The organism is Streptomyces sp. NPDC001393, assembly GCF_053597455.1.
The window spans coordinates 129,731-155,999 of the sequence record NZ_JBSFIH010000010.1 but is presented as its reverse complement, the minus strand read 5'-3'; the positions used below and the strand labels follow the sequence as shown (position 1 = coordinate 155,999).

General features: G+C 71.8%; 26 protein-coding genes and 1 pseudogene. 18 read left to right on the top strand and 9 right to left on the bottom strand.

Annotated elements, in window-relative coordinates; all coding sequences use genetic code 11:
* Nucleotides 1-34 precede the first annotated feature (34 nt).
* On the bottom strand, nt 35-724 hold the full coding sequence (locus ACWC2T_RS14685; RefSeq protein ID WP_450670728.1) for a hypothetical protein: 690 nt from the start codon (nt 722-724) through the stop codon (nt 35-37).
* A gap of 68 nt (nt 725-792) precedes the next feature.
* Nucleotides 793-2,118, bottom strand: coding sequence for a DUF2252 domain-containing protein (locus ACWC2T_RS14680; RefSeq protein WP_450670727.1), 1,326 nt, complete (start codon nt 2,116-2,118; stop codon nt 793-795).
* Between the two features lie 235 nt (nt 2,119-2,353).
* On the opposite strand from ACWC2T_RS14680, the gene dnaE reads away from it, so the two are divergent.
* Nucleotides 2,354-5,893, top strand: a complete 3,540-nt coding sequence (gene dnaE, locus ACWC2T_RS14675) for a DNA polymerase III subunit alpha (RefSeq protein WP_450670726.1) — start codon at nt 2,354-2,356, stop codon at nt 5,891-5,893.
* Between the two features lie 83 nt (nt 5,894-5,976).
* On the opposite strand, the gene ACWC2T_RS14670 is transcribed toward dnaE, so the two are convergent.
* Nucleotides 5,977-6,153, bottom strand: coding sequence for a hypothetical protein (locus ACWC2T_RS14670; protein ID WP_351209271.1), 177 nt, complete (start codon nt 6,151-6,153; stop codon nt 5,977-5,979).
* Between the two features lie 225 nt (nt 6,154-6,378).
* Between ACWC2T_RS14670 and ACWC2T_RS14665 the strand changes: the two genes are divergently transcribed.
* From ACWC2T_RS14665 to ACWC2T_RS14650, 4 genes are all read left to right on the top strand, one after another.
* The gene (locus tag ACWC2T_RS14665; RefSeq protein ID WP_450670725.1) at nt 6,379-7,590 is read left to right on the top strand and encodes an NYN domain-containing protein; all 1,212 of its coding nucleotides are present in this window, start codon (nt 6,379-6,381) and stop codon (nt 7,588-7,590) included.
* A gap of 81 nt (nt 7,591-7,671) precedes the next feature.
* Complete coding sequence (locus tag ACWC2T_RS14660) at nt 7,672-8,685, top strand: ABC transporter ATP-binding protein (protein WP_450670724.1); 1,014 nt, start codon at nt 7,672-7,674, stop codon at nt 8,683-8,685.
* A gap of 76 nt (nt 8,686-8,761) precedes the next feature.
* The gene (locus ACWC2T_RS14655; RefSeq protein ID WP_450670723.1) at nt 8,762-9,583 is read left to right on the top strand and encodes an ABC transporter permease; all 822 of its coding nucleotides are present in this window, start codon (nt 8,762-8,764) and stop codon (nt 9,581-9,583) included.
* A gap of 34 nt (nt 9,584-9,617) precedes the next feature.
* A complete protein-coding gene (locus tag ACWC2T_RS14650) occupies nt 9,618-10,256 on the top strand; it encodes an AAA family ATPase (protein ID WP_450670722.1) in 639 nt (212 codons plus the stop codon).
* A 109-nt stretch (nt 10,257-10,365) separates the two neighbouring features.
* On the opposite strand, the gene ybaK is transcribed toward ACWC2T_RS14650, so the two are convergent.
* The 4 genes from ybaK to ACWC2T_RS14630 form a co-directional block, all read right to left on the bottom strand.
* Nucleotides 10,366-10,869 (bottom strand): Cys-tRNA(Pro) deacylase, encoded by a 504-nt coding sequence (ybaK, locus tag ACWC2T_RS14645; RefSeq protein WP_450670721.1) that lies wholly within the window; start codon nt 10,867-10,869, stop codon nt 10,366-10,368.
* An 18-nt stretch (nt 10,870-10,887) separates the two neighbouring features.
* The gene (locus tag ACWC2T_RS14640) at nt 10,888-11,628 is read right to left on the bottom strand and encodes an LON peptidase substrate-binding domain-containing protein (protein ID WP_450670720.1); all 741 of its coding nucleotides are present in this window, start codon (nt 11,626-11,628) and stop codon (nt 10,888-10,890) included.
* An 11-nt stretch (nt 11,629-11,639) separates the two neighbouring features.
* The gene (locus ACWC2T_RS14635; protein WP_450670719.1) at nt 11,640-12,692 is read right to left on the bottom strand and encodes a hypothetical protein; all 1,053 of its coding nucleotides are present in this window, start codon (nt 12,690-12,692) and stop codon (nt 11,640-11,642) included.
* A 161-nt stretch (nt 12,693-12,853) separates the two neighbouring features.
* Entirely contained in the window at nt 12,854-14,431 is a 1,578-nt protein-coding gene (locus ACWC2T_RS14630; protein ID WP_450670718.1) for an oxidoreductase, read from the bottom strand.
* Nucleotides 14,432-14,593: 162 nt separating this feature from the next.
* Between ACWC2T_RS14630 and hisD the strand changes: the two genes are divergently transcribed.
* The 9 genes and pseudogenes from hisD to ACWC2T_RS14585 form a co-directional block, all read left to right on the top strand.
* Nucleotides 14,594-15,919 (top strand): histidinol dehydrogenase, encoded by a 1,326-nt coding sequence (hisD, locus tag ACWC2T_RS14625; protein WP_450670717.1) that lies wholly within the window; start codon nt 14,594-14,596, stop codon nt 15,917-15,919.
* Nucleotides 15,916-17,022: a histidinol-phosphate transaminase gene (locus ACWC2T_RS14620; protein WP_450670716.1), complete on the top strand. Its 1,107-nt coding sequence runs from the start codon at nt 15,916-15,918 to the stop codon at nt 17,020-17,022. The genes hisD and ACWC2T_RS14620 overlap by 4 nt, the downstream gene beginning before the upstream one ends.
* A gap of 3 nt (nt 17,023-17,025) precedes the next feature.
* On the top strand, nt 17,026-17,619 hold the full coding sequence (hisB, locus tag ACWC2T_RS14615; RefSeq protein WP_450670715.1) for an imidazoleglycerol-phosphate dehydratase HisB: 594 nt from the start codon (nt 17,026-17,028) through the stop codon (nt 17,617-17,619).
* 4 nt (nt 17,620-17,623) lie between these two features.
* Nucleotides 17,624-17,788, top strand: coding sequence for a hypothetical protein (locus ACWC2T_RS14610; protein WP_351209282.1), 165 nt, complete (start codon nt 17,624-17,626; stop codon nt 17,786-17,788).
* Complete coding sequence (hisH, locus tag ACWC2T_RS14605; protein ID WP_450670714.1) at nt 17,785-18,429, top strand: imidazole glycerol phosphate synthase subunit HisH; 645 nt, start codon at nt 17,785-17,787, stop codon at nt 18,427-18,429. The genes ACWC2T_RS14610 and hisH overlap by 4 nt, the downstream gene beginning before the upstream one ends.
* Before the next feature lie 4 nt (nt 18,430-18,433).
* Complete coding sequence (gene priA / locus ACWC2T_RS14600; RefSeq protein ID WP_450670713.1) at nt 18,434-19,159, top strand: bifunctional 1-(5-phosphoribosyl)-5-((5-phosphoribosylamino)methylideneamino)imidazole-4-carboxamide isomerase/phosphoribosylanthranilate isomerase PriA; 726 nt, start codon at nt 18,434-18,436, stop codon at nt 19,157-19,159.
* Nucleotides 19,156-19,548: a RidA family protein gene (locus tag ACWC2T_RS14595; protein WP_450670712.1), complete on the top strand. Its 393-nt coding sequence runs from the start codon at nt 19,156-19,158 to the stop codon at nt 19,546-19,548. The genes priA and ACWC2T_RS14595 overlap by 4 nt, the downstream gene beginning before the upstream one ends.
* A 6-nt stretch (nt 19,549-19,554) precedes the next feature.
* Nucleotides 19,555-20,310: an imidazole glycerol phosphate synthase subunit HisF gene (gene hisF, locus ACWC2T_RS14590; protein WP_351209286.1), complete on the top strand. Its 756-nt coding sequence runs from the start codon at nt 19,555-19,557 to the stop codon at nt 20,308-20,310.
* 22 nt (nt 20,311-20,332) lie between these two features.
* Nucleotides 20,333-20,817 (top strand): annotated as a pseudogene (locus ACWC2T_RS14585) (MFS transporter); the annotation flags it as partial.
* Between the two features lie 154 nt (nt 20,818-20,971).
* Here the strand turns inward: ACWC2T_RS14585 and ACWC2T_RS14580 are convergent.
* Complete coding sequence (locus ACWC2T_RS14580; RefSeq protein WP_450670711.1) at nt 20,972-21,607, bottom strand: TIGR03085 family metal-binding protein; 636 nt, start codon at nt 21,605-21,607, stop codon at nt 20,972-20,974.
* Nucleotides 21,608-21,746: 139 nt separating this feature from the next.
* Between ACWC2T_RS14580 and hisI the strand changes: the two genes are divergently transcribed.
* The gene (gene hisI, locus ACWC2T_RS14575; protein WP_450670710.1) at nt 21,747-22,148 is read left to right on the top strand and encodes a phosphoribosyl-AMP cyclohydrolase; all 402 of its coding nucleotides are present in this window, start codon (nt 21,747-21,749) and stop codon (nt 22,146-22,148) included.
* A gap of 11 nt (nt 22,149-22,159) precedes the next feature.
* Nucleotides 22,160-23,641: an anthranilate synthase component I gene (locus ACWC2T_RS14570; protein ID WP_450670709.1), complete on the top strand. Its 1,482-nt coding sequence runs from the start codon at nt 22,160-22,162 to the stop codon at nt 23,639-23,641.
* A 6-nt stretch (nt 23,642-23,647) separates the two neighbouring features.
* Here the strand turns inward: ACWC2T_RS14570 and ACWC2T_RS14565 are convergent, their stop codons facing one another.
* Nucleotides 23,648-24,865 (bottom strand): S53 family peptidase, encoded by a 1,218-nt coding sequence (locus tag ACWC2T_RS14565; RefSeq protein WP_450670708.1) that lies wholly within the window; start codon nt 24,863-24,865, stop codon nt 23,648-23,650.
* Nucleotides 24,866-25,126: 261 nt separating this feature from the next.
* Between ACWC2T_RS14565 and ACWC2T_RS14560 the strand changes: the two genes are divergently transcribed.
* A complete protein-coding gene (locus ACWC2T_RS14560; protein WP_450670707.1) occupies nt 25,127-25,765 on the top strand; it encodes a TIGR02234 family membrane protein in 639 nt (212 codons plus the stop codon).
* A 171-nt stretch (nt 25,766-25,936) separates the two neighbouring features.
* A complete protein-coding gene (locus ACWC2T_RS14555) occupies nt 25,937-26,197 on the top strand; it encodes an HGxxPAAW family protein (RefSeq protein WP_450670706.1) in 261 nt (86 codons plus the stop codon).
* Nucleotides 26,198-26,269 lie beyond the last annotated feature (72 nt).

The window sequence follows — 26,269 nt, the reverse complement described above, 5'->3', positions numbered from 1 at the left end:
GGGACTGGGTGTGCTCAGGCTCAGGCCCCGCCGCTCAGCCGGCGGCGAGGGCGGGGGAGCACGGCGGTCCACGCCGTCCCACGGAGTGCACGAGAAGCCGGTCGCGGGCGGCGGCCCGGCGGGGGGCCGGGCGCGGCAGCCGACGGGCCGGGGTCAGCCGGACGGCGACCGCGGCGACCGCGAGCAGCAGCGGCCGGAAGGTGGTGGCGGCCACCGCGCGCAGCAGCTGCACCAGCGCCCGCTCGCCCCGGCGCAGCCAGGCGGCGGCGACCAGGCCCACGCCGACGTGCGCGGCGAGCAGCAGCCAGGCGGCCGCCGGACTGGCGTGCGCGAACAGTGCCTCGGTACGGCCGTGGGCCCCGGCCATCCGGGCCAGCGGGGAGCCGACGGCACCGCCCCGGCACAGCACGTCGAAGCCGAACGCGTGCAGAGGGCCGGCCACCGGGCCGCCCGCACTGCCGTAACAGGTGTTCTGGCCGGTGGTGAAGACCGTGTCGGCGGACAGCTCCAGCGGGATCAGCAGGGCCGCGATCCGGCTGAAGCCGCGCTCGCGGCCCGCCAGCGCATACGCGGCGGCGAACACTCCGGTGGCGACCGCGAGCACGGTCGCCACCGGCAGGGGAGCCCGGGACAGCAGCACGTGCGACGCGGTGCTGAGCGTCACGACGAAGGCCGTGAACAGCGCCGCGCGCACGGCTCTGAGCTGGGTCCCGGATATGTCCATAGCGAGAGAAGAGTCTGACACGTGGCCGGTTAAGAGACCCCTAAAGGGTGCCTGTGAGTGCGCGAAGGTTACAGCCCCGGAATCCGGCCGTTGCGGAACAGGTCGACGAAGATCTGGTGGTCGGCACGCGCGCGTGCGCCGTAGCCGTGCGCGAAGTCCACCAGGAGGGGTGCGAAGCCCTCCTCGTCGGCGGCGAGGGCCGCGTCGATGGCCCGCTCGGTGGAGAACGGCACCAGGGACTCGCCGGAGGTGTCGTCCGCCGCCGCGTGCATCGTCGCCGTGGCCCGGCCGAGGTCGGCGACGACCTGCGCGATCTCCTCCGGGTCGTCGATGTCGCCCCAGTCCAGGTCGACGGCGTACGGCGAGACCTCGGCCACCAGCTGACCGGCGCCGTCCAGCTCGGTCCAGCCCAGCCAGGGGTCGGCGTGCGCCTGCAGGGCGCGCTGGGAGATCACCGTGCGGTGGCCCTCGTGCTGGAAGTACTCCGCGATGGCCGGATCCGTGATGTGCCGGGAGACGGCCGGGGTCTGGGCCTGCTTGATGTAGATCACGACGTCGTTCTCCAGGGCGTCGCTGTGGCCCTCCAGGAGGATGTTGTACGACGGCAGGCCGGCCGAGCCGATGCCGATGCCGCGGCGGCCGACGACGTCCTTCACGCGGTAGGAGTCCGGGCGGGCCAGGGAGGAGTCCGGCAGGGTCTCCAGGTAGCCGTCGAAGGCCGCGAGGACCTTGTAGCGGGTGGCCGCGTCCAGCTCGATGGAGCCGCCGCCCGGCGCGAAGCGGCGCTCGAAGTCCCGGATCTCCGTCATCGAGTCCAGCAGCTCGAAGCGGGTCAGCGACCGGGCGGCGCGCAGGGCGCCCAGCAGCGGGCCCTCGGCGGTGTCCAGGGTGAACGGCGGCACCTCGTCGCTCTTGGCGCCCGTGGCCAGGGCGTGGATGCGCTCGCGGTACGACCCCGCGTAGATCCGCACCAGCTCGGTGATCTGCTCGTCGCTGAGCGCCTTCGCGTACCCGATGAGCGCGATCGACGCCGAGAAGCGCTTCAGGTCCCAGGTGAACGGGCCGACGTAGGCCTCGTCGAAGTCGTTGACGTTGAAGACCAGGCGGCCGCCTGCGTCCATGTACGTGCCGAAGTTCTCCGCGTGCAGGTCGCCGTGGATCCACACGCGCGAGGTGCGGTCGTCCAGGAAGGGGCCACCGCGCTTCTCAGCGTCCAGGTCGTGGTAGAAGAGGCACGCCGTGCCCCGGTAGAACGCGAAGGCCGAGGCCGCCATCTTCCGGAACTTCACCCGGAACGCGGCCGGGTCGGCGGCCAGGAGCCGGCCGAAGGCGGTGTCGAAAACGGCGAGGATCTCCTCGCCGCGCTGCTCGTCGTTGAGCCGGTGGACCGACATCGCTGGGTGCCTCCTGGTGCATCTTCTGGTGCATCTTCTGGTGCATTGACGTGCATGACCTGTACGACGGCGTTTCTGCCGTCTCCAACGGGCGACGCCACGCGGGAGTGCCCGGTTCCCGCATGAAGGTACGCGGATGACGCCCGCGAGTGTCAGTCCCGGGGCATAGACTCGGGCGCTGACCCCAGAACTGTCCGCCCGCTCGCCGCCTACTGTTTCCGTTGGAGGCCATACCGTGTCAAAGCCGCCCTTCACGCACCTGCACGTCCACACCCAGTACTCGCTGCTGGACGGTGCCGCGCGGCTCAAGGACATGTTCGAGGCCTGCAACGAGATGGGCATGACGCACATCGCCATGTCCGACCATGGCAACCTCCACGGGGCGTACGACTTCTTCCACTCCGCGAAGAAGGCCGGAATCACCCCGATCATCGGGATCGAGGCGTATGTCGCCCCCGAGTCCCGGCGCAACAAGCGCAAGATCCTCTGGGGCCAGCCGCACCAGAAGCGGGACGACGTCTCCGGTTCCGGCGGTTACACCCACAAGACGATGTGGGCCGTGAACAAGACCGGCCTGCACAACCTCTTCCGCCTCTCCTCGGACGCCTACGCCGAGGGCTGGCTGCAGAAGTGGCCCCGGATGGACAAGGAGACCATCGCCCAGTGGTCCGAGGGCATCGTCGCCTCCACCGGCTGCCCCTCGGGCGAGGTGCAGACCCGGCTGCGCCTCGGCCACTTCGACGAGGCCCTCAAGGCCGCCGCGGACTACCAGGACATCTTCGGCAAGGACCGCTACTTCCTGGAGCTGATGGACCACGGCATCGAGATCGAGCGCCGGGTCCGTGACGGCCTGCTGGAGATCGGCAGGAAGCTCGGCATCCCCCCGCTGGTCACCAACGACTCGCACTACACCTACGCGCACGAGGCCGGCGCCCACGACGCCCTGCTGTGCATCCAGACCGGCAAGAACCTCTCCGACCCGGACCGCTTCAAGTTCGACGGCACCGGCTACTACCTGAAGTCCACGGACGAGATGTACGCCATCGACTCCTCGGACGCCTGGCAGCAGGGCTGCGCCAACACGCTCCTCGTCGCCGAGATGGTCGACACGGACGGCATGTTCGAGAAGCGCGACCTCATGCCCAAGTTCGACATCCCCGAGGGCTACACCGAGGTCACCTGGTTCAAGGAGGAGGTCCGCCGCGGCATGGAGCGCCGCTACCCGGGCGGCGTCCCCGAGGACCGCCAGAAGCAGGCCGACTACGAGATGGACGTCATCATCTCGATGGGCTTCCCGGGCTACTTCCTCGTCGTCGCCGACTTCATCATGTGGGCCAAGAACAACGGCATCGCCGTCGGCCCCGGCCGAGGCTCCGCGGCCGGTTCGATCGTCGCCTACGCCATGGGCATCACCGACCTCGACCCGATCCCGCACGGCCTGATCTTCGAGCGCTTCCTCAACCCCGAGCGCATCTCGATGCCCGATGTCGACATCGACTTCGACGAGCGCCGGCGCGTCGAGGTGATCCGGTACGTGACCGAGAAGTACGGCGCCGACAAGGTCGCCATGATCGGTACCTACGGCACCATCAAGGCCAAGAACGCGATCAAGGACTCCGCGCGCGTGCTGGGCTACCCGTACGCGATGGGCGACCGCATCACCAAGGCCATGCCCGCCGACGTCCTCGGCAAGGGCATCCCGCTGTCCGGCATCACCGACCCCAGCCACCCGCGCTACAGCGAGGCCGGCGAGGTCCGCGGGATGTACGAGAACGAGCCGGACGTGAAGAAGGTCATCGACACCGCGCGCGGTGTGGAGGGCCTGGTGCGGCAGATGGGCGTGCACGCCGCCGGCGTGATCATGTCCAGCGAGACCATCACCGAGCACGTCCCGGTCTGGGTCCGGCACACCGACGGCGTGACCATCACCCAGTGGGACTACCCGAGCTGTGAGTCGCTCGGCCTGCTGAAGATGGACTTCCTGGGCCTGCGCAACCTCACGATCATGGACGACGCGGTCAAGATGGTGAAGGCCAACAAGGGCCTCGACATCGACCTGCTGTCCCTGCCGCTCGACGACCCCACGACCTTCGAGCTGCTCCAGCGCGGCGACACCCTCGGCGTCTTCCAGTTCGACGGCGGCCCCATGCGGTCCCTGCTGCGGCTGATGAAGCCCGACAACTTCGAGGACATCTCCGCCGTGTCGGCCCTGTACCGGCCGGGCCCGATGGGCATGAACTCCCACACCAACTACGCGCTGCGCAAGAACGGCCAGCAGGAGATCACGCCGATCCACCCCGAGCTGGAGGCGCCGCTCAAGGAGGTCCTGGACGTCACCTACGGCCTGATCGTCTACCAGGAGCAGGTGCAGAAGGCCGCCCAGATCATCGCCGGCTACTCGCTCGGCGAGGCCGACATCCTCCGCCGCGTGATGGGCAAGAAGAAGCCCGAGGAACTGGCGAAGAACTTCACCATCTTCCAGGCCGGCGCCCGCAAGAACGGCTACAGCGACGAGGCCATCCAGGCGCTCTGGGACGTGCTGGTCCCCTTCGCCGGCTACGCCTTCAACAAGGCGCACTCCGCCGCGTACGGCCTGGTCTCCTACTGGACCGCGTACCTCAAGGCGAACCACCCCGCCGAGTACATGGCCGCGCTCCTGACCTCCGTCAAGGACGACAAGGACAAGTCGGCCGTCTACCTCAACGAGTGCCGCCGCATGGGTATCCGCGTCCTCCCGCCGAACGTCAACGAGTCCGAGGCCAACTTCGCCGCCCAGGGCGACGACGTGATCCTCTTCGGCCTCTCCGCCGTCCGCAACGTCGGCACCAACGTGGTCGAGTCGATCATCAAGTGCCGCAAGGCGAAGGGGAAGTACACCTCCTTCCCCGACTACCTCGACAAGGTCGAGGCCGTGGTCTGCAACAAGCGCACCACCGAATCGCTCATCAAGGCCGGCGCCTTCGACTCCATGGGCCACACCCGCAAGGGGCTCATGGCCCAGTACGAGCCGATGATCGACAACGTGGTCGCGGTCAAGCGCAAGGAGGCCGAGGGGCAGTTCGACCTCTTCGGCGGCATGGGCGAGGACACCAGCAGCGAACCCGGCTTCGGGCTCGACGTGGAGTTCTCCCCCGACGAGTGGGACAAGACCTATCTGCTCGCCCAGGAGCGGGAGATGCTCGGTCTGTACGTCTCCGACCACCCGCTCTTCGGCCTGGAACACGTCCTCGCCGACAAGGCCGACGCGGGCATCGCCCAGCTCACCGGGGGCGAGCACGCCGACGGCGCGGTCGTCACCATCGGCGGCATCATCTCCGGCCTGCAGCGCAAGATGACCAAGCAGGGCAACGCCTGGGCCATCGCCACCGTCGAGGATCTCGCCGGCTCCATCGAGTGCATGTTCTTCCCGGCGACCTACCAGCTCATCTCGACCCAACTCGTCGAGGACGCCGTGGTCTTCGTCAAGGGACGCCTCGACAAGCGCGAGGACGTGCCCCGGCTCGTCGCCATGGAACTGATGGTGCCGGACCTGTCCAACGCGGGCACCAACGCGCCGGTGATCCTCACCATCCCGGCCACCAGGGTCACCCCGCCCATGGTCAGCCGCCTCGGCGAGATCCTCAGCCACCACAAGGGCGACAGCGAGGTACGCATCAGGCTCCAGGGCCCGCGCAAGACCACCGTGCTCCGCCTGGACCGGCACCGGGTCAAGCCCGACCCCGCGCTCTTCGGCGACCTGAAGGTGCTGCTCGGCCCGTCCTGCCTGGCCGGTTGACGCCGCACCACGCCCCAGCACACGCGAAGGGGCGCACCCGTCAAGGGTGCGCCCCTCCTGCGTGCCTGGGCTTCAACTGCCCTTTAGTTGTGGCCGAAGCTCTTCCGCTTCTTGCCGGCAACATCCGCGGGGCTGCCCTGGATGTGCGACACCGGCGACTCGTGGGCCTCCGTCTGCCGCTGCGCGTGCTCGTGGCTCTGCTCGGCTTGCGACGCGCGGTTCTGCGGGCCTGCCTGCTTGCGGTTCTTGTTCTTGGCCATGGTGATCTGCCTCCTGTGGGGGATCTAGGGGCCAGGGCCGGGACCAGATTCACATACGCTGACATCAATCGCATGTCGGATAATTACCGTGTGTGACAGGGGAGGTGGGTGCGCGGGATCCGGAAACGCCACGCCGAAGATCGAGTTCGGGCCGTTAACCCCCGCGCCGTCGGGCAGACTCGAAGGAAGTCCGAAGCAAAACCTCCCGGGAAGAGGGTGAGTCGCGTGGACCGCTGCATCGTCCTGGTGGACGCCGGGTATCTGCTGGGCGCCGCCGCCAGCCTCCTCGCCGGTGAGCCCTCGCGGTCCCGCATCACCGTCGACCACACCGCGCTGATCCAGGCGCTGCGGGTACGCGCGGAGTCGGAGACCGAGCGCCCGCTGCTGCGCATCTACTGGTTCGACGGCGCCCCCGACCGCGTCCCCCAACCGGAGCATCGCCGGCTGCGCGTGATGCCCCGGGTCACCGTCCGGCTCGGCGCCCTCACCCGCAGCGACGGACGCTGGGCACAGAAGGGCGTGGACGCCGCCATGCACGCCGAGCTGACCGAGCTGGCCCGCAACCGCGCCTGCTCCGACGTCGTCCTCGTCACCGGCGACGGCGATCTGCTGCCCGGCATGATGGCCGCCAAGGAGCACGGCGTCGCCGTCCACCTGTGGGCCGTACAGGCCGCCGACGGCGACTACAACCAGTCCGAGGACCTGGTCGCCGAGGCCGACGAGCGGCGCGTGCTGGACCGGGCCTGGATCACCCAGGCCGTCCGCGCCAAGGAACTGACCGGCGTCTGCGCCCCGCCGCCCGTGCCCCGGCCCGAGATCGCCGCGATCCTCTCCGCCCCGCTGCCCGAGTCCGCGCTCGCGGCGGCCGAGCGGCCGGCCGACGAGGGCGCGCCCAGGCCGGCGGCGGTGACGGAGAACGGCAACCAGGAGCGGGCCACCGGCCACAAGGGCGTCCCCACCCCCAAGGACCTCGCCGCGCTGCGCGCCCCCGGCGCCCAGCCCGTCCAGCACCCGGCGACCGCGACCCTGCGCTGGTCCTCCGACAAGGGCTGGGTGGACCGGCCCGGTGCGGTCGCCGAACCGCCCGAGGTCGCCGCCATGCCGACGCTCGCCCAGCTCACCACGGCGGAGCAGCGGTGGGCCGACCGCGAGGAGGACATCACCACCGTCGGCGGCGACCCGTACGAGGTGGGACAGGTCTTCGCCCGCCGGTGGATGTCCCGGCTCGGCGACCAGGGCCATCTGCAGCGGCTCTCGCAGCTGTATCCCCGCATCCCGCACCGCATCGACGGAGAGCTGCTGCGGTACGCCGCGCGGTTCGGGCTGCTCGCCCACAAGGACGACCAGATCGACGAGCACGACCGCTACGCCATTCGGGCGGGGTTCTGGCGGGAGATCGACGTGCCGGCGGCCGCGGAGAGCGCGACGGGGGAGTGACGGTCGGCATTCCTTACCGGCCGAGGACGGAACTGCCCCCAAAGGCGAGTAAAGGGCCACGACCCCGTACTCTCGTCCCTTGTGAGTACGCGCGCGGCACAGGCACCTCGACAGGACGAGGTCGTACGCGTGCGCGGGCTCGGCAAGACCTATCCGGCCGTGAAAGGGCGGCGCGGTGCGCCCGGCACCCCCGAGGTGCGGGCCACCGACGGGGTCGAGCTGGACGTGCGGCGCGGCGAGGTCTTCGGGCTGCTCGGGCCGAACGGCGCCGGCAAGTCCACGCTCGTACGGCAGCTCACCGGGCTGCTGCGGCCGGACACCGGCAGCATCGAGATCCTCGGCCACGACATCGTCCGGCACCCCGAGCGCGCCGCGCGCCTCCTCGCCTACCTGGGGCAGGAGTCCTCCGCGCTGGACGAGCTGACCGTCTCCCTCGCCGCCGAGACCACCGGACGCCTGCGCGGCCTGGACCTGACGCGGGCCCGCGCCGAGCGGGACGCCGTACTGGAGGAGCTGGGGCTCACGCCGATCGCCGGGCGGGCGCTGAAGAAGCTGTCCGGCGGTCAGCGCCGGCTCGCCTGCTTCGCCGCCGCCCTCGTCGGTGAGCGCCCGCTGCTCGTGCTGGACGAGCCGACCACCGGCATGGACCCGGTGGCCCGCCGCGCGGTCTGGGCGGCCGTGGACCGGCGGCGCGCCGAGCGCGGTACGACCGTGCTGCTGGTCACCCACAACGTCATCGAGGCCGAGACCGTGCTGGACCGGGTGGCCGTCATCGACCAGGGCCGGGTGATCGCCTGTGACACCCCGGCCGGGCTGAAGGAACGGGTGGCCGGCGAGGTGCGGGTGGAGCTGGTGTGGCGGGACCGGGCGCCGCTCCAGGTGCCCGAGGTCGCCGCGCTGCGCGAGCGCGCCGTGGAGTCCGGCCGGCGCTGGACGCTGCGGCTCGCGCCCGAGGAGGCCCGTGCCGCCGTCGCCACCGTGACCGGCGGGGCCGCCTTCGCCGCCCTGGACGACTTCACGCTCGCCACGCCCAGCCTGGAGGACGTCTACCTGGCGCTCGGCGGCGCGGCCCGGCAGGGGCTGGTGAAGGCGTGAGCGGGGCGGCCGTACGGTGCGTATGGATCTGTGCGCCGGTTGACGCGACTGCCGCAGGGAAGAGGAGCAGCTCGTCGTGAGTGTCGTACCCGCCGAGGTTCTGGGGAGCGGCGCCCGGGTGGTGCCGGAGGTGGCGCCGGGCCCGGCCGAGCTCGGTCCGGCCGCGCGGCTGTGGCCGTCGCTCGCGGCCGTCTACCGGGCGCAGCTGTCCCGCGCCCGGGTGGCGCGGATCCCGCTGCTTTTCGTGGCCACCTTCCAGTCCGTGGGCATCGCCGTGATGATGCGGGGTGTCGTCGACAGCGGCGGTGAGGCCCGGTCCGTGGTGGCGGGGTCGTCGGTGCTGGTCGTCGCGTATGTGGCGCTGAATCTGCTGTCGCAGTACTTCGGGCAGCTGCGGGCGAGTGGCGGGCTCGACCACTACGCCACCCTGCCGGTGCCGCCCGCGGCCGTGGTGCTGGGCGCGGCGGCGGCGTACGCCTCCTTCACCGTGCCAGGGACGCTGGTGACCGCCGTCTTCGGCTGCGTCCTGTTCGGACTGCCGCTGGGCAATCTGTGGATCCTCGTGGCCGTGATCCCGCTCGCCGGGGCCGCGCTGTCCGGGCTCGGCGCCGCCTGCGGGCTGCTCGCGCCGCGGCCCGAGCTGGCCACGCTGCTGGGGCAGCTGGGCATGTCGGCGGCGCTGCTGCTGGGGGTGCTGCCGGCCGACCGGATGCCGGAGATCGTACGGCTGGCGCGGGATCTGCTGCCGTCGACGTACGGTGTGGAGGCGTACGCCAGGACCTTCGGGGCTCATCCGGACTGGGCCGTCGTCCTGGCCGACCTGGGGGTGTGCGCGGGTGTCGGAGTCGTCTCGCTGGCCGTGGCGGCCCGGGCGTACCGCAGGGCCGCCGTCCGGTGACGCGGCGCGCAGCACGACCTGGCACGATGTCAGGGTGACCGCACCGCTGACTCCGCCGACGCCGCCGCACAACCAGTCCTCGAACGATGTCTGGCAGGCTCCGCCGCCCGCCGGGACGTCCGGGGGCGTGTACGAACAGGACGGCCCCGGGATGAAGACCGAACTGCGGGACGCCGCCGTCATCACGGTGGGCGTGGCGTTGAGCGGGGTGCTGCTGGGGCTGCTGTGGTGGTGGCTGGCCCCGCATGTGCCGCTGGTCGGCGACGTGGTCGACAAGAGCTGGGTCGTCTACCGCGCGGACAGCGAGGGCGAGCAGGCGGTGGGGGTGGACGGCACGTTCACCCTGCTGGGGCTGGGCTTCGGGCTCGTCAGCGCGGTGGGTGTCTTTCTGCTGCGGCGGCGTGGGGGCGTGCCGGTCGTGGTGGCACTCGGGCTGGGCGCGCTGCTCGGGTCGGTGCTGGCCTGGCGGCTGGGGATATGGCTCGGGCCGCAGTCCGATGTGCTGGCGCATGCCAGGGCCGTGGGGAAGGGGGTCACCTTCTCGGCGCCGCTGACGCTGGGGGCGAAGGGTGCGCTGCTGGCCTGGCCGTTGGGCGCGCTGTTGGTTCACCTCGGGCTCACGGCGCTGTTCGGGCCGCGTGACCCCGAGGTGCCGTATCCGCAGCAGCCGTGACCAGGGGGGCTCCGCCCCGCTGGACCCTCCCGTTTCCCACCCGCTCCCCTGACTCGGTCGGTTGAGAGGGCACCCTTCCCGGCCGAGCTCGTTCCTCGGGCGCCCGGTGTCAGCCCCGCCCGATCGGCGCAAGCACCGCGTTCGTCAGCTTCGCCAGATCGCCCGGCGCCAGTTCCACCTCAAGACCCCTTCGCCCCGCCGACACACAGATCGTCTCGTGGACCTCGGCCGAGTCGTCCAGGACCGTCGGCAGCCTCTTGCGCTGGCCGAGGGGCGAGATACCGCCCCGCACATAGCCGGTCGTCCGCTCGGCGAGCGTCGGGTCGGCCATCGTGGCGCGTTTGCCGCCCACCGCCGCCGCCAGGGCCTTCAGGTCCAGGGAGCCGGACACCGGGACCACCGCGACGGTCAGGGCGCCGTCGACGTCGGCCACCAGGGTCTTGAAGACGCGGTCGGGGGAGACGCCCATCGCCTCGGCCGCCTCCTCGCCGTAGGAGGGGTGGGAGGGGTCGTGGTCGTAGGAGTGGACCGTGAAGTCCACGCCGGCCGAGGACAGGGCGACGGTCGCGGGGGTGCCGCCGGACTGCTGCTGTTTCTTCGACTTCTTCGCCATCGGTGAGTGCTGGGTCCCTCAGTTCAGACTGGTCGGCGTCCGCGTCAGCTCGAACGCGGGCAACGACGGCAGGCTACGGATGATGGCCGTCTCGGCGCGAAGGAGTTTCAGCTCGTCGCGCAGGCGGGACGCGGTGTCCGGGGCCTGGAGCAGCCGTTGCTTGGTGGGGGTGTCGTGCACCATCGCCGCCGCCACCAGGTAGGAGACCACGGAAGGATCGTCCGGGAGGTCCGCGCCCGTCGACAGTGAGCGCTCGCGGGCGCCCGCCAGGCGCTTCTGGTACTGGCGGAAGGAGCGCAGCACCCCCTCGGCGAGCGCGCCCGCCTCGTCGCCCGGCTCCTCCGGCAGTTCCTCCAGCTCCGCCGTCAGGAACGGGCCCGACGCGTCGACGGAGAGCAGCCGTACCCGGGTCGTGCCCGTCGCCAGCACCTCGAACGTGCCGTCGGCCCGCTCCCGGATGGTCGCCGCGTCCGCCACACAGCCCACCCCGTGGAAGGCCTTGAGCGGGTCCGGGCCGAAGCCCGCGGACGGTCCCCGGTCGGGCTGCGCCGTGGGGTCCGGCATGCCGGGGGCGCTCGGCGCCACCTCGTGGCCGTCGCGGATGGCCACGACGGCGAACCGGCGCGGCTCGTCCTCCGGTGTCTTGAGCAGCTCGCGCATCATCGCGCGATAGCGCTCCTCGAAGACGTTCAGCGGCAGCACGAGCCCCGGGAACAGCACCGTGTTCAGCGGGAAGAGCGGGAGTCGGACGGTGGTCACGACGCCTCAGCCTAGTGGTCACCGGCAGCGGCGTGTCCGCCGTGCTTGCCGAGGGGGGCCGGGGACACCGGGATCAGCCCGGCCGGGGCGGGCGCGTAGGCCGCCGTCAGCAGGTGTTCGCGCACCTGCAGGAAGTGGCCGAGCGGGTCCTCGGCGAACCGTTCCCAGGGGAAGGACGTGGCGTACGGGCCGATCCGGTACAGCTCGGCGCGGGCGTCCTCCCAGCGCTCCAGGCGCAGCAGGACGTACAGGAGCTTGTTGCGGATCTCGGCGGGCCACGGGTCCGCCGCGGGGAAGCGCGCGGAGAACGCGAGCGCGCGGTCGGCGGCGGCGTGCAGACGGGCGCGTGGCACCTCGGGGCCGCGGCCGTCGGTCAGGTAGCCGAAGCCGGCCCGGGCCGGCAGGGCCTGGACGGGCGAGTCGGCCGGGGCGTCCTGCGCGGCCCGCTCGGCGAAGTCGAAGCAGGCGTCGTGGGAACCGCGCCGGAAGCTGGCCAGGTACCGCAGGGCGGCCACATGGCAGCCGTAGTGGTGCGGGGCGCGGCGGACGGCCGCCTCCCACAGCTCCTCGAAGTACCGGTGGCCGGCCCGCGAGCCGCGCGCATGGTCCAGGGCGACCCGCCAGGGCACCGGGTCGCGGTCGTCCGCGCGGGCGGCGGCGGTGATCAGCGGGCTGACCTCGCGCAGCAGCTCGGTGCGGGCCGGCGACGGCCAGGCCCGGTCCACCGCCAGCTGCGCCCCGACCAGCAGCGTGTCCGCGTCCTGGGGGGCGTGCGCGCGCCAGGCCTCGAACCACTCGGGGCGCGAGCGGGCGAAGGCGGCCAGGCGCCGGACGTACCGGTCGTGGTTCTCCCACTCGGCCGCGGCGCGGGTGGTGGCGAGCAGACCGGCCGCGGCCCGGTACTCGCCCCGGCCGGCCCCGACCAGCACGGGCGAGAGGCGGGCGTCGGGTGCGTCGAGCACGACCTCGTCCCCGGTCGGCGGTCGGCCGGCCGGGCGTGCGGAGCGTTTGGTCATCCGGGCCGGGCGGATGAACGGCGGGAGCGCAACCATGGTGCCGACCATTGAAAGACCGCAGGTCGACGCCGCGCCAGAGGGTGTGGGGAAGTCGCAGAAAGTTGTACGGTCCGCGGTCAAGGACCGGTAAAGGGTGACTGTTCCGCCTTTGTCCGGCTCGGCTCGGCCTGTGTCGGGGTCGGCCCGGCCCGGCCCGGCCCCTGTCCGGGTCAGTTCCGCCGTAGCAGCCGGGTGGCGCCCGCGGCCACCGTTGTCGCCAGGATCCAGCCGAGCAGGATCATCACGGCTGCCAGCCACTCCCAGGCGCCGCGCAGCTGCCACTGGCCGACCTGACCCAGGTCGATCACCGGCAGCAGCAGGTCCAGGGTGAACAGGGCCGGGCTCCAGTACGGGTGGGCGTCATGGTTCATCGGCGGATGGGCCGCGTGGGCGAACGCCAGCGTGCCCGCCGCCCACAGCACCGCCATCCACACCGCGGCCCGGCCGGGACGGTAGCCGTAGGCCACGGTCCAGTCCTGTACGAACCCCCAGACCTTCCCGGCCGGCGGCAGCGTCTCGCGGCGCCGGCGCTGCTTGGCGAGCAGCACCTCCCGCGCGTCCTCGTCCTCCCCGGCGGCCCGCAGCACCGCCGCCAGCCGCTCGTACGGCTCCGGGGCGTACTCCGCGGTGGCCGCCGCCACCCAGTCCAGCCGGCCGGTCAGCGGGAACGGGCCGCGCGGGACGAGGTTCTCGTACACGAACCCGCCCATGTGCAGATTACCGGGGCCCGGCCAACTCGCCGCCCGGTCCACCAGGCTGACGATCCGCGCGCCGGACAGCACCACCTTGCCGCGCTGCGGCCCGTCCCCGAGGAAGCGCAGCTCCGACGCGTGCACCCGGCGCAGCGACAGCTCCTGGTCGTCGGTGAGGTCGAACCGGGCCCGCTCGAAGTCGACGGCGTCCCCGAACCGCCCGTCGTCCAGCCGTATCCCGCCCCGGCACGCGAAGCGCTGGATCCGCGTCCCGCGCGCCGGTGTCGTGCCGCTCAGCAGGGGGCTGCCCACGCCGGCCGGGGTCAGGTACAGGGTCCGCTCGACGGTCAGCTGGGGGGCGTTCAGGGCGTAGCGGGAGTAGGGGTTGTCCAGGTTCGCGCCGCGCAGGCTCAGCGACACGCCGACCTTGGCGCCGCGCAGCCGCAGCTCGCCGTGCGACTGGAGCATCTCCGCCTGGAGGTCCTGGCCGACGGTCATGCCGTCCGCCGAGATCGACCGCCCGCTGCGATCGCGGTACGCCACCGCCTCGTTGAGCATCAGATCGGTGCCGATGTGCGCGTCCGTCAGCCGGGCGCCGTATCGGAACCGGCAGCGGGGCAGATGCAGGTCGCCCTCGGTGTGCACCCGGGCCGCCTCCAGCCGGGGCACCGCGCAGTCCACCATCCGCAGGGTCGTGAACCGGGCCTCCGGCAGCAGGACCTCCTCGTCGAAGCGGCAGCCGCGCAGTTCGACGTACGGCCGTACCGTGCCGCCGGAGAGGTCCAGCGTGCCGGTGATGCGCACGCCGGTCAGCTTCAGCGAGGACACCCGGCCCGCGAGCGCCGGCGGGCCGTCCAGCAGCAGCCAGGCCACGATCCGCGCCCGCACCGCGCGCTCCGGACCCCACGGGTGCCCGCCGTGCGGATCGTCCACCACGGCGTCCCCGCAGCTCAGGTCGTACACACTGCCGTTGCGGAAGGCCTGCCACATGCCCGCCTCGGCCGCGGTCAGCTCGTCCGGCAGGTCCCCGGCGACGAAGCCGGCCCCCTCGGTCACCTTTCTCCTCTCCCGTCCAGCGGTCCCGTACCACCGTTGATGCCCGCTGAGTGACTGCCGGAACACTAGAGGTGAGGGCGATCTTCCGGGTTCCGCCACGTTCTGTATCAGCCATTGATACGCGCCCACGACTCGTGACACCGGTCTGAGAGAATTGGGACTGTGATTTCCCGAATCGATCTGCGCGGCGACGCCCTTCCCGAGGGCCTCGCCCTGCGCGACCTGCTGCCCCGAGCCGACTTCGACGTATCGGCCGCCCTGGAGAAGGTGCGTCCGATCTGCGAGGCCGTGCATCATCGTGGCGACGCGGCGCTGATCGACTTCGCCGAGAAGTTCGACGGAGTACGGCTGGAATCCGTCCGTGTCCCGGCCAAGGCGCTCACGGACGCGCTGGCCGCCCTCGACCCGGCCGTGCGCGCCGCGCTGGAGGAGTCCATCCGCCGCGCCCGCCTGGTCCACCGCGAGCAGCGCCGCAGCACCCACACCACCCAGGTGGTGCCCGGTGGCTCCGTCACCGAGAAGTGGGTGCCGGTCGAGCGCGTCGGGCTGTACGCGCCGGGCGGCCGGTCGGTCTACCCGTCGTCCGTGATCATGAACGCCGTACCGGCCCAGGAGGCCGGGGTCGGGTCGATCGCGCTCGCCTCCCCGCCCCAGGCCGAGTTCGGCGGCCTGCCGCACCCGACGATCCTCGCCGCCTGCGCGCTGCTCGGCGTGGACGAGGTCTACGCGGCCGGCGGCGCCACCGCCGTCGCGATGTTCGCCTACGGCACCGAGTCCTGCCCGCCGGCCAACATGGTCACCGGCCCCGGCAACATCTGGGTCGCCGCCGCCAAGCGCTTCTTCACCGGCCGGATCGGCATCGACGCCGAGGCCGGCCCGACCGAGATCGCCGTCCTCGCGGACGACACGGCCGACCCGGTGCACGTGGCCTCGGACCTGATCAGCCAGGCCGAGCACGACCCGCTCGCGGCGGCCGTGCTGGTCACCGACTCCGTCGAGCTGGCGGAGGCGGTGGAGAAGGAACTCGAGCCGCAGGTCGCGGCCACCCGGCACGTCGAGGACCGGATCGTGCCCGCCCTGGGGGGCAGGCAGTCCGCGATCGTGCTGGTCGACGGCATCGAGGAGGGCCTCCGGGTCGTCGACGCGTACGGCGCCGAGCACCTGGAGATCCAGACCGCGGACGCCGCCGCGGTGGCCGACCGGGTGAAGAACGCGGGCGCGATCTTCATCGGCCCCTGGGCCCCCGTCTCGCTCGGCGACTACGCGGCCGGGTCCAACCACGTCCTGCCCACCGGCGGCTGCGCCTGCCACTCCTCGGGCCTGTCCGTCCAGTCCTTCCTGCGCGGCATCCACATCGTGGACTACACCAGGGACGCGCTCGCCGAGGTCGCCCCTCACGTGGTGACGCTGGCGGAGGCGGAGGACCTGCCGGCGCACGGCGCCGCGATCAAGGCGAGGTTCGGCTGGAAGGTACCCGAGAGCAAGTGAGCGACGTGCGGATCGACGATCTTCCCGTACGGGACGAGCTGCGTGGCAAGTCCCCTTATGGCGCGCCCCAGTTGGACGTCCCCGTACGGCTGAACACCAACGAGAACCCCTACCCGCTGCCCGAGCCGCTGGTCGAGCGGATCGCGGAGCGGGTGCGGGAGGCCGCCCGCGACCTGAACCGCTATCCGGACCGGGACGCGGTCCAGCTGCGCACCGAGCTGGCCGCGTACCTGACGAAGACGGGCGGGTACCCGCTCGGCATCGAGAACGTGTGGGCCGCCAACGGCTCCAACGAGGTCATCCAGCAGCTGCTGCAGACCTTCGGCGGACCGGGCCGTACGGCGATCGGCTTCGAGCCGTCGTACTCGATGCACGCGCTCATCGCGCGCGGCACCGGCACCGGCTGGATCTCGGGTCCGCGGGGCGAGGACTTCACCATCGACGTCCCGGCGGCCGCCGAGGCGATCGCCGAGCACAAGCCGGACGTCGTCTTCATCACCACCCCCAACAACCCCACCGGCAACGCGGTCGCACCGGAGACGGTCCTCGCGCTGTACGAGGCGGCACAGGCGGCCAAGCCGTCGATGGTGATCCTGGACGAGGCCTACATCGAGTTCAGCCACGGCGCCTCGCTGCTGCCGCTGCTGGCGGGCCGCCCGCACCTGGTGATCTCCCGGACGATGTCCAAGGCGTTCGGCGCGGCGGGCCTGCGCCTCGGCTACCTCGCCGCCGACCCGGCGGTCGTGGACGCCGTCCAGCTCGTCCGGCTGCCCTACCACCTGTCGGCGATCACCCAGGCGACGGCCCTCGCCGCCCTGGAGCACACCGACACGCTGCTGAAGTACGTCGAGCAGCTGAAGGCGGAGCGGGACCGGCTGGTCGCCGAACTGCGCACGATCGGCTACGAGGTGACGGAGTCCGACGCGAACTTCGTGCAGTTCGGCAGGTTCGCCGACGCCCACACCGCCTGGCAGAAGATCCTCGACCGGGGCGTCCTGGTCCGGGACAACGGCGTACCGGGGTGGCTGCGGGTGTCCGCCGGCACGCCGGCGGAGAACGACGCGTTCCTCGACGCGGTACGGGAACTGAAGAAGGAGCTTTGAGGCATGAGCCGCGTTGGACGCGTGGAGCGCACCACCAAGGAGACCTCCGTCCTGGTCGAGATCGACCTCGACGGCACCGGGAGAACCGACATCGCCACCGGCGTCGGTTTCTACGACCACATGCTCGACCAGCTCGGCCGGCACGGTCTGTTCGACCTGACCGTGAAGACCGACGGCGACCTGCACATCGACTCCCACCACACCATCGAGGACACCGCCCTCGCCCTCGGCGCCGCCTTCAAGCAGGCGCTCGGTGACAAGGTGGGGATCTACCGGTTCGGCAACTGCACGGTTCCGCTGGACGAGTCCCTCGCCCAGGTGACCGTCGACCTGTCCGGCCGCCCGTACCTCGTGCACACCGAGCCCGAGAACATGGCGCCGATGATCGGTGAGTACGACACCACGATGACCCGGCACATCCTGGATTCCTTCGTCGCCCAGGCGCAGATCGCGCTGCACGTGCACGTGCCGTACGGGCGCAACGCGCACCACATCGTGGAGTGCCAGTTCAAGGCCCTCGCCCGGGCGCTGCGGTACGCCTCCGAGCGCGACCCGCGCGCGGCCGGCATCCTCCCCTCCACGAAGGGCGCGCTGTAAAGCCATGAACAGCCTCTCCACCCTGCTGATCGTCGTCGGCCTCTTCCTGGTCGGCGGCATCATCTCCTTCGTCAAGCAGAAGATGCCCACGAGCCTGATCGTGCTGCTCTCCCTCGGCGCGGGCCTGTGCCTCGTCGCGGGCGTCATGCGGCTGGGGGTGTGGAATTGACCGCAGTCGCGAAGAAGGTCGTCGTCTTCGACTACGGCTTCGGAAACGTCCGTTCCGCCGAGCGTGCCCTCGCGCGCGTGGGTGCCGATGTCGAGATCACCCGCGACTTCGACAAGGCCATGAACGCCGACGGACTGCTGGTGCCGGGCGTGGGCGCCTTCGCCGCCTGCATGCAGGGCCTGCGCGCCGCGCGCGGTGACTGGGTCGTGGACCGCCGGCTGTCGGGCGGCCGCCCGGTGATGGGCATCTGCGTCGGCATGCAGATCCTGTTCGCGCGCGGCATCGAGCACGGCGTGGAGGCCGAGGGCCTGGACGAGTGGCCCGGCACGGTCGCCCCGCTCCAGGCCGACGTCGTGCCCCACATGGGCTGGAACACCGTCGAAGCCCCCGCCGACTCGGAGCTGTTCGCCGGCCTGGACGCCGGCGCCCGCTTCTACTTCGTGCACTCCTACGCCGTCCACGACTGGGCCCTGGAGACCAACAACCCGGTGATCGCGGCCCCCAAGGTGACCTGGTCGACGCACGGCAGGCCGTTCGTGGCCGCCGTGGAGAACGGCGCCCTGTGGGCCACGCAGTTCCACCCCGAGAAGTCCGGCGACGCCGGCGCCCAGCTCCTCACCAACTGGATCGGAACCCTGTAGAGACATGGCCAAGCTCGAACTCCTCCCCGCCGTCGACGTCCGCGACGGCCAGGCCGTCCGCCTCGTGCACGGCGAGTCCGGGACCGAGACCTCCTACGGCTCCCCGCTTGAGGCCGCCCTCGCCTGGCAGCGGTCCGGCGCCGAGTGGCTGCACCTGGTCGACCTGGACGCGGCCTTCGGCACCGGCGACAACCGCGAGCTGATCGCCGAGGTCGCCAGGGCGATGGACATCAAGGTGGAGCTGTCCGGCGGCATCCGCGACGACGCCTCACTGGCCGCCGCCCTGGCCACCGGCTGCACCCGCGTGAACCTCGGCACGGCCGCCCTGGAGACCCCGGAGTGGGTCGCCAAGGTCATCGCCGAGCACGGCGACAAGATCGCCGTCGGCCTGGACGTGCGCGGCACGACGCTGCGCGGCCGCGGCTGGACCCGCGACGGCGGCGACCTCTACGAGACGCTGGAGCGCCTCGACAAGGAGGGCTGCGCCCGCTACGTCGTCACCGACATCGCCAAGGACGGCACGCTCCAGGGCCCGAACCTTGAGCTGCTGAAGAACGTCTGCGCGGCGACGGACCGCCCGGTCGTGGCCTCCGGCGGCGTGTCGTCCCTGGACGACCTGCGCGCCCTCGTCGGGCTGGTACCCCTCGGTGTCGAGGGTGCCATCGTCGGGAAGGCCCTGTACGCGAAGGCGTTCACCCTGGAAGAGGCCCTGGAGGCTGTGTCGTCATGAGCGATGCCGTGCGGCGCGTGCAGAGCGGAAGTCCCTGGGAAGAGAGCTTCGGTTTCGCACGTGCCGTCGCGGCGGGGGACCGGGTGCTGGTGGCGGGCACGACGTCCTTCAAGGGCACCGTGCTGTACGGCGAGGGTGACCCGTACGAGCAGGCCAAGGTGGCCTTCACCAGCGCCATCGAGGCGATCGGCGAGTTCGGACTCGGGATCGGCTCCGTCATCCGTACGCGGATGTACCTGACCCATGTGCGGGACGTCGACGCTGTCGGCCGGGCGCACAAGGAGATCTTCGACTCCGTGCGCCCGGTCTCGACCCTGCTGGTCGTGGAGGGCTTCGTCGACCCGCGCATCCTGGTGGAAGTGGAACTTGAAGCATTCAGAGGAGCCTGAGCAGTCATGACCCTGGCGGTCCGAGTCATCCCCTGCCTGGACGTGGACAACGGCCGGGTCGTCAAGGGCGTCAACTTCCAGAACCTGCGCGACGCGGGTGACCCCGTCGAGATGGCCAAGGTGTACGACGCCGAGGGCGCCGACGAGCTGACGTTCCTGGACATCACCGCGTCCTCGGGCAACCGGGAGACGACGTACGACGTGGTACGGCGCACCGCGGAGCAGGTGTTCATCCCGCTGACGGTCGGCGGCGGTGTCCGTACGGCCGAGGACGTGGACAAGCTGCTGCGGGCGGGCGCCGACAAGGTGGGCGTGAACACCGCCGCGATCGCCCGCCCCGAGCTGATCCGCGAGATCGCCGAGCGCTTCGGCCGCCAGGTCCTGGTCCTGTCGGTCGACGCCCGCCGCACCGAGTCGGGGACCTTCGAGGTCACGACCCACGGCGGCCGGCGCGGCACCGGCATCGACGCCGTCGAGTGGGCGCACCGGGCGGCCGAGCTGGGCGCGGGCGAGATCCTGCTCAACTCGATGGACGCGGACGGTACCAAGGACGGCTACGACCTGGAGATGATCGCGGCGGTCCGTAAGCACGTGACCGTCCCGGTGATCGCCTCCGGCGGCGCCGGCAAGCTGGCCGACTTCCCGCCGGCGATCGAGGCCGGCGCCGACGCCGTGCTGGCCGCCTCCGTCTTCCACTTCGGCGACCTGCGGATCGGCGAGGTGAAGGAGACACTGAGAGCGGCGGGCCACCCGGTGCGCTGACGCCGCGCCGAGCCTCAGCAGGACCCTGCTGGCCGGCCGGCGTGGCTGGGACGCCTCCGGTATGGGCTGGGTGCTCGCCGGGTTCGGCGTCGGCGGGGCGCCGCCTCGCTGCTGCTGACGGTCCGGGGGCGGTTGCCGCACGCCGGGCTGGTCACCGGGTGGGCATGTGCGGTGGGGGCCGTGGCCATCGGCGCCCTCGCATTCGTCCCCGCACTGGTCGCCGCCGTCGGCGTGGCCGTGCTCGTCGGCCTGCTCACCGGGCTGAGCGGGGTGATGTGCGGCGCCCTGCTCCAGACCCACACCGACCCGGCGTACCTGGGTCGCGTCACCGCCGTCGCCAGCCTGGTCAGCCTCGGTCTGACCCCGCTCAGCATGCCGCTCGCGGCGGCCGCGATCGGGGCCTTCGGGCTCGGTCCGGTCTACGCCGTCAGCGCCGGCGTATGCGGCCTCGGCGGGCTCGTCGCCCTCGCCGCACCGGCCCTGCGCCGCGCGGAGCTCCCGGGCTGAGCGCGCCTCACCTCTCCGGTCGAGTCGGCCGTGCCGGGCTGCCGCAGGGTGTCGCCGGGCGGGTGTCGTCGGGCACCGCAGCCCGCGCCGGCCCCTGCGGCTCATGCGTGAACCGGATACCCCGGTCGGCCTCCCGGGTGCCGGGTTTCCCGGTTCAGATGCCCAGCTGCCTGGACTCGTTCAGCTTGGTGATCGCGTCCGGCTCGCCCTCGACCTCCACCTTGGCCGCGTTCTGCCGGCCGAACGCGAACATCAGCAGCTCCGACGGCTCGCCGGTCACCGTCACCACCGGCGCGCCCCGGTGCGCCACCGCCGTCTGCCCGTCCGGGCGGCGCAGCACCAGACCCGTCGGCACGCCCCGGGCCACCAGCCGCGCCGTGCGCTCCAGCCGGGACCACAGGGCGTCCTGGAAGACGGGGTCCAGCTCGCGCGGGCTCCAGTCCGGCTGGGCGCGGCGCACGTCCTCGGTGTGGACGTAGAACTCGACGATGTTGGCCGCCTCGTCGACCTGCTTGAGCTGGAAGGGGGAGAAGCGCGGCGGGCCGGTACGGATGAGCTGGATCAGCTCCTCGTACGGCTTCGCGGTGTACTCGGCCATCACCTTCTCCAGGCGCGGCACCAGCTGCTTGATCAGCGTGCCGCCGGCCGCGTCCGGGCGGCGCTCGCGCACGACCACGTGCGCGGCCAGATCCCGGGTACGCCAGCCCTCGCAGAGGGTGTCGGCGTCCGGACCGACGGTTTCCAAGAGGTCGGCGAGCAGCAGCCGTTCACGCTTGGCGAAGGTCGACATGGAGCCAGCCTACGACCCCGCGCCGAGTCCGCCCACCCGTCACCCGACCACCGCCCCTCAACGAGGCGCTTCGCGCCGCCATGACCATCCAATGGACACGGCACCGGCATTGTCGTACCCGCGCGGCACAATGGCACCCATGACCAGTACGACCGGGATGCCCCGGCCCAGCAGCCTCGACCCGGAGATCGCCGCCCGCCTCAAGCGCAGCGCCGACGGTCTCCTTCCCGCCATCGCCCAGCAGTACGACACCGGCGAGGTGCTCATGCTCGGCTGGATGGACGACGAGGCGCTGCACCGCACGCTGACCACCGGCCGCTGCACCTACTGGTCGCGCAGCCGCCAGGAGTACTGGGTCAAGGGCGACACCTCCGGTCACTTCCAGTGGGTGAAGTCGGTCGCGCTGGACTGCGACGCCGACACCGTGCTGGTCAAGGTCGACCAGGTCGGCGCGGCCTGCCACACCGGCGCGCGCACCTGCTTCGACGAGGACGTGCTCCTCAAGGACGCCGATTCCGGCGCGACCACCTCCGATCAGTAGGGTCAGCCGCCATGGACCTCGAGACCTTCCGCAAGCTCGCCACCGACCGCCGCGTCATCCCGGTCACGCGCAAGCTCCTCGCCGACGGCGACACGCCCGTCGCGCTGTACCGCAAGCTGGCCGCCGAGCGCCCCGGCACCTTCCTGCTGGAGTCCGCGGAGAACGGCCGCTCCTGGTCCCGGTACTCCTTCGTCGGCGTCCGGTCCGCCGGCACGCTGACGGAACGCGACGGCCAGGCACACTGGCTCGGCACCCCGCCGGTCGGCGTCCCGGTCGACGGCGACCCCCTGAAGGCCCTCCGCGCCACGATCCAGGCCCTGCACACCCCGCACCACCAGGAGGGCCTGCCGCCCTTCACCGGAGGCATGGTCGGCTATCTGGGCTACGACATCGTCCGCCGCCTGGAGAAGATCGGCCCCGGCGAACGCGACGACCTCAGGCTGCCCGAGCTGACCATGCTCCTGACCAGCGACCTCGCCGTGATGGACCACTGGGAGGGCTCGGTCCTGCTGATCGCCAACGCGATCAACCACAACGACCTCGACACGGGCGTCGACGAGGCCTACGCGGACGCTGTGGCCCGGCTCGACGCCATGGAGGCCGACCTCACGCGCGCGGTGGCCCAGCCCCCGGCCGTGCTGCCGCCCTCCGAGCTGCCCGAGTACACCGCGCTGTGGGGTGGCCCCGACTTCCAGGTGGCCGTCGAGGACGTCAAGGAGCGCATCCGCGCCGGCGAGGCCTTCCAGGTCGTGCCCTCCCAGCGCTTCGAGACCCCGTGCAGCGCCAGTGCCCTGGACGTCTACCGGGTGCTGCGGGCCACGAACCCGTCCCCCTACATGTACCTGTTCCGCTTCGACGGCTTCGACGTCGTCGGCTCGTCCCCCGAGGCCCTGGTGAAGGTCGAGGACGGGCGGGCCATGGTGCACCCCATCGCCGGAACCCGGCCCCGCGGCACCACCCCGCAGGAGGACCAGGCCCTGGCCGAGGAGCTGATGGCCGACCCCAAGGAGCGCGCCGAACACCTGATGCTCGTGGACCTCGGCCGTAACGACCTGGGGCGGGTCTGCGAGCCCGGCTCGGTCGAGGTGGTCGACTTCATGTCGATCGAGCGCTACTCGCACGTGATGCACATCGTCTCGACCGTCACCGGCAAGGTGGCCGAGGGCCGCACCGCCTTCGACGTGCTCACCGCCTGCTTCCCGGCGGGCACCCTCTCCGGCGCGCCCAAGCCCCGCGCGATGCAGATCATCGACGAACTGGAGCCGTCCCGGCGCGGGCTGTACGGCGGCTGCGTCGGCTACCTGGACTTCGCGGGCGACTCCGACACCGCGATCGCCATCCGTACGGCCCTGCTCCGGGACGGCACGGCGTACGTGCAGGCCGGAGCCGGCATCGTCGCCGACTCCGACCCGGTGGCGGAGGACCAGGAGTGCCGCAACAAGGCGGCGGCGGTCCTCCGCGCGGTGCACACGGCCAACAGGCTCAACTCATAGGGGAGTTCAGCCGGTGAACGCGGCGGTGCCGTTCGGGGTGCCGAGCCCCGACGGCCCGTCGTACCCGGCGCTGCCGGTGCACAGGTACGAGCCGCCGCAGCTGCCGTTGGAGCCGCTGGTGACGTCGTTCAGCGCCGAGGTGTGCGCGTACGGGAACGACGCCGGGTAGGAGCCGGCGGACGGGGCGCCCGCCAGCGCGTAGGTCGCCGCGATCAGCGGCGAGGAGGCGCTGGTGCCGCCGAAGACCATCCAGCCGCTGCCCTGCCCGTAGGTGTCGTACACCGCGACCCCGGTGTTGGGGTCGGCGACCGCCGAGACGTCCGCGACCGTGCGGTTCGCGCAGCCGGAGTCCTTCTGCCAGCTGGGCTTGGCGTCGTAGGCGGAGCAGCCGGAGCCGGCCCCGCTCCACACCGTGTCGGTCCAGCCGCGGGAGTTGGAGGCCGTGTTCAGGGACGTACCGCCCACCGCCGTCACGTACTTGGAGGCCGCCGGGTACTCGACGCCGTAGCCGTTGTCACCGGAGGAGACGGTGATGGCGACGCCCGGGTGGTTGAAGTAGGTGGAGTCGTAGGTCGCGTCGCTGGAGGACTCGGAGCCGCCGTAGCTGTTGGAGACGAACTTCGCCCCCAGCCGCACGGCGGTGTTCACGCCCGTGCCCAGGTTGGTCATGCTGGCGGAACTCGCCTCCACCAGCAGGATCTTGCAGTTCGGGCAGGCCGCGCTGACCATGTCGAGGTCGAGGGAGATCTCCTCGGCCCAGCCGGAGTTGCCGCGCGGGTACTTGGTGCCGCCGCTCTGGTCCACCTTCTTGAAGCAGCCGCTCGCGGTGGTACAGGCGGACAGGCCGTACTGGGAGCGGTAGGCGGCGAGGTCGGACTCGGCGTTCGGGTCGTCGTAGGCGTCGACGATCGCCACCGTCTGGCCCGAACCGCCGGTCGCGGACGGCAGGTTGTACGCCGCCTGGAGCGAGGAGGGGCCGTAGCCGGAGGGAGTGGCGGCGGCCGTCAGACCGCTCTCGGCGTGCGCCGACATGGGGGTGCCCGAGGTGACCTGCAGGGCGTTGCAGGCCATCTGGTCCTTCTTCGTCGGCGTGGCGCACGCATGGGCGACGGTGACGCCGTGGGACGAGGTGGTGGCCTGGGCCGCCTGGCCGACCGGGGCGGCCAGGGCGAGGGCGGCCGTGGCGAGCGTGGCCACGGCGGTGAGGGAAACGGTTCTGCGCAACGTACGTCCTCCGCGAGGTGGGTGAACCGGGAAGGGCTGTGGGGGGTGCGCGAGTGCCACCACGGCATGTGGTGTCGTGCCGTGGTGGCGCAGAACGTACGGATGGCGGGGCCACGTCAACAAGATGGATGTTGAACTGGGAACGTTCCTTTGCAGTTCCTGAGACGTTCATGTGCGGTTCGTGAGCGGATCATGGCCGAAATTCGACCCGCTCATGGCTTGACGGACCCGGGTGTCGCTTCGCCCGGGGTTCACGCGATAGTGGAGTACGTGACTGCTGTTCCTCACCCCCGTTCCGACGCCGCCGCGTCCGCCCGGTCCAGTCGGCGGAGCCTCGCCGTGGCCCTCCTGTGCGGTGCGCTCGGCGCGGCCGTGGCGCTGCTCGCGACCCGGCAGCGCTGGGCCGAGGGCACCGCGACGGTGGCCGGCGGCGCCTTCCCGCTCACCGCCAAGGGCAGCGACGTCACGGGCGTCCCCGCGGCCCTCGCCATAGTGGGCCTCGCCGCGCTCGTCGCCGTCTTCGCCGTACGCCGGGCAGGCCGCCTGGTCGTCGCCGGACTGCTCGCGCTGTCCGGCGCCGGCATCGTGGCCGCCGCCCTCGTGGCCGCCTCCGACAGCTCCGCGCTGGACGAGAAGGCCGCCCAGGCGAGCGGCGACACCTCCGCCACCGTCGCCGCGCTCAGCCACACCGGCTGGCCCTATGTCGCGGCCGCCGGCGGTGTGCTGATCCTGCTGGCCGGCCTGCTGGCGCTGCGCTACGGCAGCCGGTGGCCCGCCATGTCCGGCCGCTACGAGCGCGGCGCCGACCGTCCGCGGCGCAAGGCCCGGCCGGTCGACCCGGAACGGCCGGAGGAGATGTGGAAGGCCCTGGACCGGGGCGAGGACCCGACAGGGGCCTGACCCCCACCACCGGATGTGGCGAACCAGACGCCACCCCCGCGTCCGGCACGCGCGCACGTACGGGACAATGGACGACGAGCGTCCGGCTCGGACAGTGACGGGCGGGCTCGGAGCCGTACGACACGTACGCCGCTCTCCTGGGACACGTACACAGCAACGAGGAGCACAGACATGGCGGGCAGCAGCCACGGCCACGGTCACACCCCGGCCGCCTGGACCGGTGTCATCATTTCCTTCATCGGTTTCTGCGTCGCGGGCGCCTTCATGGTGATGGGCCAGCCGGTCGGCTTCTGGGCCGGCATGGCGCTCATCCTGGCCGGTGCGGTGGTCGGCGGCATCATGCGCGCCATGGGCCTCGGCCAGAACCCCAAGCCCCTGAAGATGATCGGGGCGCCCCTCGCCACCCGTGAGCCGGCCGGCGCGGAGAGCTGAGCCCTCGGCCTTCCCGCGAGGGGCGGTCCGCCATCCGAGAGGATGCGGACCGCCCCTCGCGGTGTGTCCGGG

Coding starts and splice junctions, on each gene's coding strand:
- hisB (WP_450670715.1), top strand. CDS start 17,026: ATGAGCCGCGTTGGACGCGTGGAGCGCACCACCAAGGAGACCTCCGTC.
- ACWC2T_RS14685 (WP_450670728.1), bottom strand. CDS start 724: ATGGACATATCCGGGACCCAGCTCAGAGCCGTGCGCGCGGCGCTGTTC.
- ACWC2T_RS14570 (WP_450670709.1), top strand. CDS start 22,160: ATGGACCTCGAGACCTTCCGCAAGCTCGCCACCGACCGCCGCGTCATC.
- ACWC2T_RS14635 (WP_450670719.1), bottom strand. CDS start 12,692: ATGGTCGGCACCATGGTTGCGCTCCCGCCGTTCATCCGCCCGGCCCGG.
- ACWC2T_RS14555 (WP_450670706.1), top strand. CDS start 25,937: ATGGCGGGCAGCAGCCACGGCCACGGTCACACCCCGGCCGCCTGGACC.
- ACWC2T_RS14595 (WP_450670712.1), top strand. CDS start 19,156: ATGAGCGATGCCGTGCGGCGCGTGCAGAGCGGAAGTCCCTGGGAAGAG.
- hisI (WP_450670710.1), top strand. CDS start 21,747: ATGACCAGTACGACCGGGATGCCCCGGCCCAGCAGCCTCGACCCGGAG.
- ACWC2T_RS14580 (WP_450670711.1), bottom strand. CDS start 21,607: ATGTCGACCTTCGCCAAGCGTGAACGGCTGCTGCTCGCCGACCTCTTG.
- ACWC2T_RS14610 (WP_351209282.1), top strand. CDS start 17,624: ATGAACAGCCTCTCCACCCTGCTGATCGTCGTCGGCCTCTTCCTGGTC.
- priA (WP_450670713.1), top strand. CDS start 18,434: ATGGCCAAGCTCGAACTCCTCCCCGCCGTCGACGTCCGCGACGGCCAG.
- ybaK (WP_450670721.1), bottom strand. CDS start 10,869: ATGGCGAAGAAGTCGAAGAAACAGCAGCAGTCCGGCGGCACCCCCGCG.
- ACWC2T_RS14680 (WP_450670727.1), bottom strand. CDS start 2,118: ATGTCGGTCCACCGGCTCAACGACGAGCAGCGCGGCGAGGAGATCCTC.
- hisF (WP_351209286.1), top strand. CDS start 19,555: ATGACCCTGGCGGTCCGAGTCATCCCCTGCCTGGACGTGGACAACGGC.
- ACWC2T_RS14670 (WP_351209271.1), bottom strand. CDS start 6,153: ATGGCCAAGAACAAGAACCGCAAGCAGGCAGGCCCGCAGAACCGCGCG.